This is a genomic window from Yoonia sp., assembly GCF_036770585.1.
Taxonomy (GTDB): Bacteria; Pseudomonadota; Alphaproteobacteria; order Rhodobacterales; family Rhodobacteraceae; genus Yoonia.
Genome location: NZ_DAIPIW010000034.1, coordinates 17,424 through 27,160 on the forward strand (window position 1 = coordinate 17,424; position 9,737 = coordinate 27,160).

Annotated in this window: 8 protein-coding genes and 1 pseudogene; 4 read left to right on the forward strand and 5 right to left on the reverse strand. The window is 60.6% G+C overall.

Going from position 1 to position 9,737, the window contains the following annotated elements:
• The coding region (locus tag V7N12_RS08055; RefSeq protein ID WP_333713912.1) for a hypothetical protein at positions 1 to 220 on the reverse strand (220 nt) is incomplete at its 3' end.
• Between the two features lie 301 nt (positions 221 to 521).
• On the opposite strand from V7N12_RS08055, the gene V7N12_RS08060 reads away from it, so the two are divergent.
• Positions 522 to 1,613, forward strand: coding sequence for a hypothetical protein (locus tag V7N12_RS08060; RefSeq protein WP_333713913.1), 1,092 nt, complete (start codon positions 522 to 524; stop codon positions 1,611 to 1,613).
• Positions 1,614 to 1,782: 169 nt separating this feature from the next.
• Complete coding sequence (locus tag V7N12_RS08065) at positions 1,783 to 2,352, forward strand: hypothetical protein (protein WP_333713914.1); 570 nt, start codon at positions 1,783 to 1,785, stop codon at positions 2,350 to 2,352.
• A 33-nt stretch (positions 2,353 to 2,385) separates the two neighbouring features.
• On the opposite strand, the gene V7N12_RS08070 is transcribed toward V7N12_RS08065, so the two are convergent.
• Genes V7N12_RS08070 through V7N12_RS08080 form a run of 3 tightly spaced genes read right to left on the reverse strand, consistent with a single transcriptional unit; the run spans position 2,386 to position 6,425 of the window.
• Positions 2,386 to 3,237: a hypothetical protein gene (locus tag V7N12_RS08070; RefSeq protein ID WP_333713915.1), complete on the reverse strand. Its 852-nt coding sequence runs from the start codon at positions 3,235 to 3,237 to the stop codon at positions 2,386 to 2,388.
• Positions 3,238 to 3,285: 48 nt separating this feature from the next.
• Entirely contained in the window at positions 3,286 to 5,769 is a 2,484-nt protein-coding gene (locus V7N12_RS08075; RefSeq protein WP_333713916.1) for a CHAT domain-containing protein, read from the reverse strand.
• 59 nt (positions 5,770 to 5,828) lie between these two features.
• Positions 5,829 to 6,425, reverse strand: a complete 597-nt coding sequence (locus V7N12_RS08080) for a DnaA N-terminal domain-containing protein (RefSeq protein ID WP_333713917.1) — start codon at positions 6,423 to 6,425, stop codon at positions 5,829 to 5,831.
• Between the two features lie 565 nt (positions 6,426 to 6,990).
• Between V7N12_RS08080 and V7N12_RS08085 the strand changes: the two genes are divergently transcribed.
• Both V7N12_RS08085 and V7N12_RS08090 read left to right on the forward strand, forming a co-directional pair.
• The gene (locus V7N12_RS08085; protein WP_333713918.1) at positions 6,991 to 8,334 is read left to right on the forward strand and encodes an AAA family ATPase; all 1,344 of its coding nucleotides are present in this window, start codon (positions 6,991 to 6,993) and stop codon (positions 8,332 to 8,334) included.
• Positions 8,335 to 8,344: 10 nt separating this feature from the next.
• On the forward strand, positions 8,345 to 9,445 hold the full coding sequence (locus V7N12_RS08090; RefSeq protein WP_333713919.1) for a ParB/RepB/Spo0J family partition protein: 1,101 nt from the start codon (positions 8,345 to 8,347) through the stop codon (positions 9,443 to 9,445).
• A gap of 38 nt (positions 9,446 to 9,483) precedes the next feature.
• Here V7N12_RS08090 and V7N12_RS08095 read toward each other — a convergent pair.
• A pseudogene (locus V7N12_RS08095) lies at positions 9,484 to 9,737 on the reverse strand (ATPase); the annotation flags it as partial.

Here is a 9,737-nt window from a genome sequence, read left to right on the forward strand (position 1 = left end):
CATCGGACGTGTCGGTGTGGGCAGAAGCGAAACCGTCAGGCGGCGGCACGATTTCGGTGGGCGATAAAGGCGGCGGCGCTGTTGGCAGATCAGCGACGGGTGGCGCCTGCCCGCCCGCCTGTGCCTCAAGCGCGGACAAGGCCGCCTCGACCTCGTCGAATGTGACTTGCGCCGTTAAGGGCGATGCTGTGCCAATAGCCAGCAGCGCCGTGACCGCCAACGCTCTGACCCTGCCCACCTTACGGTGCGCAGGCGAAACAGCCGTATGAGACAGGGATACAACAAGGCGACTGGTCACATATAGCTCCGACGGCTGACAGCAGGTTGTGCAAGGCTTAACGGCCAAATCTCCAAAAGTGACCGGACTCAGGTCCGGTCACTTTCATATTCCCGCCACAAGTTACTGGGATAAGGGCTTGAACAGCTTTACCTCTGCGTCATGTCACGCCACAGACGCAGGTCAGGCAATACTTAAACCTGCTGTCCCGACTGGGCAGATAAAACCGATTTGGACGAAGTCATTGAACAAGGAAAACGCGCTTTACTGGGAAAAACTCCTGCCGCTCAAACTGATGGACGCCATTCAGGACCCTGACAAATGGGCTGATGCGCTCGAGGTGATCATGCGCATGACAGGCGCAAAGGGTGCGATCATCACCCTGCGCGACAAGCAGACCTGCCAGATCGTGAACGATGTCACACTCGAGGAGGAATTCCACTCGCCCCTGATCCGCGGCTTTTCCACCGAGGCGATCATCCACTACCTGACGAACCTGCGCACCATCGACCCCTGGGCCGAGTTCCAGCGCACCTACTACCCCCATCGTCCCGTGCAGATGTCCCGCGTCTGTCCGCAAGAGTCTGTCGCCGACCAGCGCTTTTTCGACTGGCTACGGGGGGTCGGCTTTACGGATACGATCGTATTCGAACTGGACCGCATGGCCGGTTACTGGACCGCGATCAATCTGTTTCTGGGAAGTCCCACCGCCCCCGAAGCCAAGCGCGCAATGGACTTTGCCAACGAATATTACGACCTGATCCGCAACGCATGGGTGACATCGCAAACCCTGTCGAAAACCCGCCAGTCCAGCGCTGCCCTGCTGACGTGCGCGGCGGATGCGGGCGCCCCCACATGCATCGCCGGCGCCAATGGCGAACTGCTGGAAAGCAACAGCCTGTTCGACGCATTGCTGGAGGGCGACGCCATCCGCCTGTCGGGCAGCAAGCGCAAACTCAGCTTTGCCGATGCGGTAACCATCATCGGTTTGCAGCAATGGGGCCAGCACGCTTTCCTGCGCCACAGTGCCGAGACCAAACCCCTTGTCCTGATCGCAAGCCCCCTTGATCCCGATCCGATCTTTGCCGGAAAACGCGAGAACCACTGGCTGTTGACCTGTTCGGTCAGTGGTGCCGCGATGCCCGCACCAGAGGCCAACCCCGCCCATCACGTCCTGACAAGGCAGGAACGCACGCTTTATTCTGAAATCGCCGCTGGCAAATCCGTCCAGAAGGCGGGAGAGGCGATCGGTCTCAAACGCTCGCGCACGTTCGAGGTTTGGGGTAGTATCAAGGAAAAGCTTGGCATCACCATTGCCCATCAGATCAGAGCCTGAAAGCCGATAACGCCGCGTCACCGGTTTCCGGCGCAAAAATAATTCCAGAAGCGCAACAGATCGCAACAGGTCGGAACCTGATAGCGCGATCCCTTTGTTAGCCATTCCTTATCAGCACGCCACTGGGGGCCTGCTGCGTCATCCGACGACCAGAAGGAAGGTGCATGACATGAAACACTTTGTAAACTCACTGTGGAAGGCCGCGCAAGGCCCTGTGCAGACACTCGAAACACTGATCGATGGCTTCGCAAAGATGCCAGAGGTCCGCGACACCCGCAATCCGAGGGCAATCTCGTACACGCTGAAACCCGCGTTTGTCCGCAGCTTCGCCAATTCAGGGTATCCGTTCCTGACGTTCTACGAATTCAACGATCTCGCCGGATGGTGTCGTGATACCTATTTCGCGCCCGACCACGTCCCGGGATATGCCAAGGACATCGGCACCGCCTATACGGTCTGGACCCACGATGCCTTCAGCGCCTATCGCAGGCACATTTTCCTCGACAAGATCGGCACCAATATCGCCGTGACCTTCGAGATCCCCTCGCTCGGGGCCTCTTCTTGGTTTCCGTTGCGTATCCGGATCTGCGATGCGCAGGGAATGTTTTTCCAGACCGACCAGAAACTGGTGGTTGAACGTATCCAGCCCGCGGGCGGGCAACTGACATCGTGGAAAAAGATCCCGCAGCTGCGCGACAGCCTGCCAAGGTTGCACGAGCAGACCGTAGCACCGCAGTGACACGTGACGGGGCGCGCTGTCGGCTTGCGCGCCCTAGTCCAATAGATATTCACCGAAATTGATCCGAATAGCTGCGCGATGTTCGGCAGGCAGGTTGCGCAGGACTTCCAGCAGGACCGTGACCTGCCGTGACGTCAGTTCGGGCACATGCGCTGATGCATCTTCAAACCCCAGCAAAGCTGCCAGATCAAAGGGCGACTGAATACCGTAAAGGCACCGATACCCCGGTTTGCCCCCGACAAAAAACGACTCTTCGTTCGACAAAAGTTGCGGCAGGATCAGCGTCTGGCCCGTGATCCGGTGATCCGGCGCATAGCGGGACGGCATCAGAGAACCCATCGACCGCCCTGCCGGAAAGTCATGCAGCAACAACAAGTAATGCCCCGCCTCCTTGAGCGGAGCGAGCGCTATCTGAAGCGTGACCCTTGCGCCCCAGCGAAAGCTGGGCAGACGCGGGCCGTCATCCTCAAAGCCGATCCCACCGACACTTAGCCGCATGTCGGTCCGGATCAGGATCTTGCCACCCTGCGGCACGCCTTCGCGCAACGTCTCGCGCAGATGCTCGGCGACCGAAGCGCCATAGCTGCCAACCCCCGCAGCTTTCAGCGCTGCGCAGAATTCAGGGAATTCCAGCAGGAATAGCCGGTAATCGAACCCGAATCTGGCCAGATCGAACAGATCGACAAAGCGCGCCAACTCCCAGTTGGCCGCCTTGCGCTGGCCTGTCTTCATTCGCGAAACCGAAAACTTGGTGGTGTCTATCGTTCTTTCCAACTCTTTGCTGTCAAAGACATGGCTGGGCAGATAGGCCCCCGTGACCCCTTCGATATGGGCCAGTTTCCGGCCCAGGTCGGTAATCGTGTGTTTCTGAAAATCAATGTTCACGCGGGAATGTCCTTTTTGTTGTATCTCGCCAGACCTAGCAGAGCTGGATCAGCCTTTGGCGGCTTGGTGTTGCGGGAAGTTGCTGTTTTCATAAACAGCAAAGGCCGCCCATTCCTCGGGCAGAAGCCCGCCCTCACTGGACCCGATCCCCCCTGTGCGGCTGGTCGGGCCGCTGGGTGCCAGCAACCTTGCCGCATGGTGTGCCTGCAAGCCTGCCAGCACTTGGGCGGGATCCTGCGCCGGATCAGCCGCGAAAGCCTGCCAGAAGGCCGCTGTGATCGTGGCGGCGGCCGTCTCGGGGATGTCCCAAAGCGTCCCGATGAAGCAGCGCGCCCCTTTCTCAAGGATCAGCGCGGCAAGCGAGGTATTCGTCACATCCGCGCCATCATCCACCCCCGACGAGCAGGTCGCGAAGAAAACCGCCCGCATTCCCGCAAGATCAAAGTCATGCCCCATCAGATCAGCGAGATAAAGCGGCGTGCCATCCCCCATTTCCAGCACGGAAAGATCAGGGCGGGCATGGGTGATCTCGAAATGCGTGGCCAGCGACATGCAGGCGGGCCGCTTTGACAAGTCTTCTGCAAGGCGCGTGCGCGTCATCTGCGGGCCCATTGTAACGGTCATCGGCGAAAACAGGTCATGACCACCCTGCAAGGCGACAGGACGCGCGGCCAGTGGCCCCGATCCGAAAGCCGAGAAATAGGCCAGCCCAGAACGGGGTGCCGCGGTCGGGGCCATGGGATCGACGTTCAGGACATATGTGATCGCCACACGCTGCGTCAGACAGACCTCACCATCGGTCAGCAGCCCAAAGGGGATATGACCCAAAATGCCAGAGGCATCGACCTCAAGCCGCGTAATCCCGTCAAGTTCGCCGCCAATCGGCGCGATGATCAGCCGATAGAGATCGCGCGCGGGCCCCTTCCATGCGTCGGGGTCCGTCACAGCCGCACGCAGCTTTGCGACGCGGTCAAGGAAATCCTGCGGCGACAGCCGGATTGTCTTGCGCCGCGTTCGGTCAGCCCAGCGATAGTGGATGATGCAGCGCTCGCCCGCAGGCAATAGCGCCAGCCTGACCGCTCCTTGCGCAGGCGGCAGCGACAGGACCCGCCGCTGCGTCGGACCCGATGACGTCCTGAAATCCAGCAGCGCCTGCAGAACCTCGGCCGCGCGCTGCAAAAGCGCGTCACGGTCCGCACCACGGCGCAGGACGGCCAATTCCTGCCGCCAGTTCTGCCAGTCCTGTTCGGCCCGTGCTTCATCCCGATCGAAGGGTACAGGCTGGAACGCCAGCGCCTCTGCACCCGAACGCTGCAACAGCTGGGCATAACGGCGAATGCGCGCAAACAGGTCCTGCAACACCATGACCTCGTGAAAACGCCCCGCGCGGCGCAGATGCGCAAGCGTCGTATCCAGCAGGGCGACACTGTCCTCGATCACCCCGTGCAGGGCGTCTTTTTCCAGTTCCTGTGTCAGAAGGGCAAGATACTTCAGCGTCAGCTTGCCAAGAAAGATCGCGGCGTCCGTCTGTCCTGTCTGGTTTGCCAGTGCCGCGAAGACCGCCACGATCTCGACCTCGCGCGCGACCGGACCCATCCCCACCGCCGAGGCAAGCAATGTCAGCGCGCTTTCCCTTACCCCGCTGGTATCCTTTGCCCTGATCTGCATTTGCGCCAGACCGACGACCCCGATCCACGCCAGATCAAAGGGCGCGGCGGCGCAAAGCTGTTGCAGATAGGCGATTGCGTCGTCGGGACTTTCGGCCCGCTGCAGGGCGGATGCATATTTGGCGGCCATGTCCAGCTTGTGCATCCATTCTTCGGGATCGTTACGCTCCATCCAGTCCAGACAGTCCTTCAGGATCGCGACCTCTGCCTTATGGTCCTTGCGGAAGCGGGCAAGTTCGGCCCGCGCTATCGCCAGCGTGGTCTCGCCCGACATCGGCACCGTATCAACAGCCTTGCGGATTTCGATCATCCGCTCGACCCGCCGCCAAGCGCGGGCCTCGTTGCCCAGATACAGAGACACGCGCGCGTCATTGCCCAGGACAGCCAGATAGGGCGCGGCCGCCGCAGCATCGGCGGGCAAGGCCGCCACCGCCGCGGACAAATTGCGCATTGTTGCGCCCAAATCCCCTGTGGACCAATCCAGCATGGCCACCGCGTGATGCCATTTCAGGCGATCCAGTTGCAAAGTGGCATCATCGGGCGCGATACTTTCGTATAGCTGGCGCGCCTGCGTGAAATCACCTATTGATTCCAATGTGATAGCCCACTGCCGTGTGGCCGTGACATGATCCAGCCCTGCTTGCAGGCACAGCGCATGGCACTGCTCGAAAATTGCCAGCGCCTTGTCAAAGCGGCCGACCTCGCGCAAAGCATAAGCAAAGCTGGATTTTACCTGCACCACGAACGACGGTGCCGCATCGGGCGGCAACGCGGCGACGGCCTGCCCATATTGCGCGCAGGCCTGCTGCACACGTCCCTCGTACCAGAGGGTCGTTCCACGTTCCCAATAGTCCTGTGCTGTCAACGGTGATGCTTTGCCCATCCAAGCATGAAAAGGCAAGCCGCCTGCTGTGACAAGCGGCGTTAGTACGTAATCTCGATCCGCCGTACCGAAGGATCGACGGTGGCAACCGCTGCCTGAAGGCGGGCGCGCAAATGCGTGTTGATATATGACCGCACAAAGGCCGAAGGTGCCGCCAGCACCAACCGACCCTCGTCTTGCCCGGCCTCGGCCAATAGCGCGAACCACGCACGGTAAAGCGGGCCATCCTCGTGTTGCAACAAATGTGCTGTCTGCGCCCACAGGCCGCCGTCGGGCGGCAGGGCGGCGGGGGCGCGTCCGACGGGAAAAGGCACGACGGTCGTATCGGCAGGCGCGGTCTGTCCCCCCTGCCCGACCCGTTCGGCAAAATCCGGGCCAACCGCTGTCCAGTAAGGTTGTGTCGCGGCCATCACCTTGGCGATCTCGACGCGATGGACGGTGACCCGCCCGCGCGTCGCCGCACGCGCCACCACGACCCACCCGCGCGCGCGCATAAGGGCGAGTTCGCGCTTGGCAGTCCGGTCGGTTACGGCCCAAAGCTGCCCCAGCTCGCGGATGCCGACACAGAATGTCTCGGTCTTCCAACTGAGCCGCGCAGTGATGACCAGCGCCAAACGCTGCGCGAGACGACCGTCCACACCTTTGTCGTGTAGGCCTAGCGACAGCAACGCCGTCAATATGTCATACTTCAACGCAGCCGCTCGGGGGCCGGTTGCCTTTGCAATCTGCATATCTGCTCTCCGGATCGACTGGGAAACAGCCGGTGCGACGTTGTCAGGTGCTTGGGGTTGCCCCCTATTCTTTCCGTCACAACGCTTTTGAACGCCTCGACTGAATTAGCGTTGTATTTCGCCGAATTGTCAAGATTCGATTAGGGCACCGTCCACTCTCGCCCGTCAAAATTCAAAAGAAAGGTATCTTTTTGGTATTGGGGGACATCCAGTGTGTCACCCTGTTGGCTCTGGATGTCCCCCCAAGCGCTTGTGGGCGACCTTGCCTGTCCCCCCATATAGCGCAGGAATATCCCGATTCGGGCCCTCAGAGCCTTTTGCGCGATTCGGTTGGCTAATCATCCGCCAGGCCCTTGGCTGGCAGGTGTGGCAGCAAAGTGCGCGGGACCCACATTTACGATATCGCGCATAGACAAGTTATGCAAATTGGGCGTATTTAGTGAAAAGATCAGAATTAGCGTCCGGATAAAACATGTTCACCCACGCAGACCTTCGCGAACTTCAGACCCGCTCTCTCAAGATGCAAAGCTGGATCCGCGAGCAGACATTCTCGCCCGAAAGCCAAAAGGTGTTGCGCCGCTTCTCTTCGTGGGAGGTGGCCGAGCTGATCCTCGGGATGAACCAGTCCACCTTTCGCGGGCGTCTAGCCGCGGACCCGACCTTCCCCGCGGGGAAGGTCGAGCCCGACGGGCGACAGCGGTGGTTCTCGCTGGAAGAGATCAACACATTGCGCCGCAAGCTCAAGGTCAAGGGCAAGTCACTGCAACCCGAGCGGCCCAAAGGGCGCGCCTTTCGCACCGCGATCGCGAACTTCAAAGGTGGCGCAGGCAAGTCCACCGTTGCGTTGCATTTCGCGCATGCTGCCGCACTCGATGGCTACCGCGTTCTTGTGGTCGATTTCGACCCGCAGGCGACGCTGTCCCATTCCACGGGACTGACCGATGTCAGCGAGGAACAGACGGTCTGGGGCATCATGGCCCGTGACCTGATAAACGAAACGGACCGCATGAACGCCGCCCCTGTCGCCGCCGAGAGCGGCACCGCCCTGCCCCGCCGGACGATCCCTGCGGGCATACGTGATCTGGGATTGCAGGACTTGCGCATCGGCGATTTCATCCGCCCCACAAATTGGCCGACGATCGACATCATCCCGTCCTGTGCCAATGCGGCTTTTGTTGAATTCGCCAGCGCGCAATACCGCCACTTGAATCCCGAATGGTCGTTCTTCGCTGCCGTCTCGCGCTATCTTGATGCGCTGCCTGATGACGAATGGGACCTGATCTTCTTCGATTGTCCGCCTGCGATTGGCTATCAGTCGATGAACGCGGTCTTTGCCGCAGACATGTTATGTATACCCTCGGGGCCAGGGTATTGGGAGTACGACAGCACAACATCCTTTATCGGCCAGCTTGCCGAAGCGCTCGAGGATCTCTCGGACGGTTTCGCGCAAACCTTCCCCGCGGGGAAGATTACACTGCCGAAGGTTTTCCGCGATGTCCGCTTTCTTCTGACGCGCTATGAGCAGGGCAACGACCTGCACCGCGCGATGTATGAAGCTTTTGGCAAGGTTTTCGGTGACAGGCTGTCCCAGCACCCGATCGAGGCGACACGCGCCGTCGAGCAGTCAAACCGCTTTCTTAGTTCGGTCTATGAAATCGACTATCGCGAAATGACCCGCGATACATGGCGGCGCGCGCGCGGTACGTTCGATCAGGCATGGAAAGAGCATCATGGCCATATGATGCGCGCATGGTCCGACATGGCCGCGGCTGAGGCTGGAGAAAACCTTCCCCGCGGGGAAGATGTCGAGGAATGAGGCACATATCATGACACGCAAAAAGCGCATGTTCGACATTGAGATGCCCGAAGAGGATCAGCCAGCGTCCGAACCCCGGATCAGCAGTCTGTCCCCCGGTGCCAAGCGGCGCGGCCCCATGGCCAGCGCCATCGCCGAGAACGCAGGCGCCCTGTCTGCAAGGGCAGAGGCCGAGGCACGTATCAGGGCCGAGAATGACGCGCTCGCCCATGAATATGTGGCGATCAAGCGCGCGGGTCAGGTGATCCGGCAGGTGCCGCTGGATGATGTGTTGACAACGGCCCTTGTACGCGACCGCAAGAAGGGCCCCGACGATGCCTTGCCAGAGCTTGTCACCTCGATCCGCGAGGTGGGGCTGTCAAATCCCATCCGCGTGGAAGAGCGTGGCGATGGCAAATACGAGCTGGTGCAGGGCTACCGCCGCCTGTCGGCCTATCGTGAACTGGCTGCCACTGATGCGGAAAAATGGGACGTTATCCCCGCAGTAATCCTTCCCCGCGGGGAAGGTCAGGCCGCGCTCTACCGGCAGATGGTTGATGAAAACCTGATCCGTAAAGATATTTCTTTTGCGGAAATGGCGCTGACCGCACAGGCCTATGCCGCCGACCCGCAGACTGCGCCCAACGACGTGGACCGCGCCGTGAAAGAGCTGTTCCAGTCCGCCAACTACCAGCGCCGGTCCTACATCCGTGCATTTGCGCGATTGCTTGATGTGCTGGGGTCGTTCCTGATCTACCCCGAGGCAATCTCGCGCAATCTGGGCCTCGCGCTGTGGAAGCGGATTGAAGAGGATCACACCATCGTTCGCCGTATCCGCGCCGATCTTGCAGCACTCGATACCCGCACACCCGAGGCCGAGGTCGCCGTTCTGCGCGCCGCCCTTGATGCGGCCCCTGAACCCCAGCCCGAAGCGAAGGTTGCGCAACAGCCTGCCGTCGCAGGCAAGCAGCGCAGACCGCGCACCACATTCGAATTCGGGCAGGGTGCAAAGCGCGTGCGTTGTGTGGCCGGCGTGGGGCATCTCTTGCTGAAACTTGACCGCGATCTGATCGCCGTTGACCGCAAGAAGCTGGAGCACGGTATCGCGCGCTTGTTGGATTCGCTCGACTAGGTGCAGCATCGTGTCGAAGCTGGCGCTAACTCTGCCTTCTAGAGGTTGCGCAAATGGCCCACGGCAGCGGCCAGAGGCATTGCACGCAGACCGTCTCCTGCTGGGACCTCTCGTTCACCAGCATAGACCAGGATTTTTTGGTCGGCCTTGATGTCAAAGGAGGCCAAGTGGAAACCACGAGAGACCTTGGGTGCAGTAGCGCGCTTGATCTCGATCGCCCAGACCGCACCCCCGGGCAGCCGCAGAACAAGGTCAAGCTCGGCCCCCGCCGTAGTCCGGTAAAAGAAAGGCT

Coding starts and splice junctions, on each gene's coding strand:
- V7N12_RS08085 (WP_333713918.1), top strand. CDS start 6,991: ATGTTCACCCACGCAGACCTTCGCGAACTTCAGACCCGCTCTCTCAAG.
- V7N12_RS08090 (WP_333713919.1), top strand. CDS start 8,345: ATGACACGCAAAAAGCGCATGTTCGACATTGAGATGCCCGAAGAGGAT.
- V7N12_RS08065 (WP_333713914.1), top strand. CDS start 1,783: ATGAAACACTTTGTAAACTCACTGTGGAAGGCCGCGCAAGGCCCTGTG.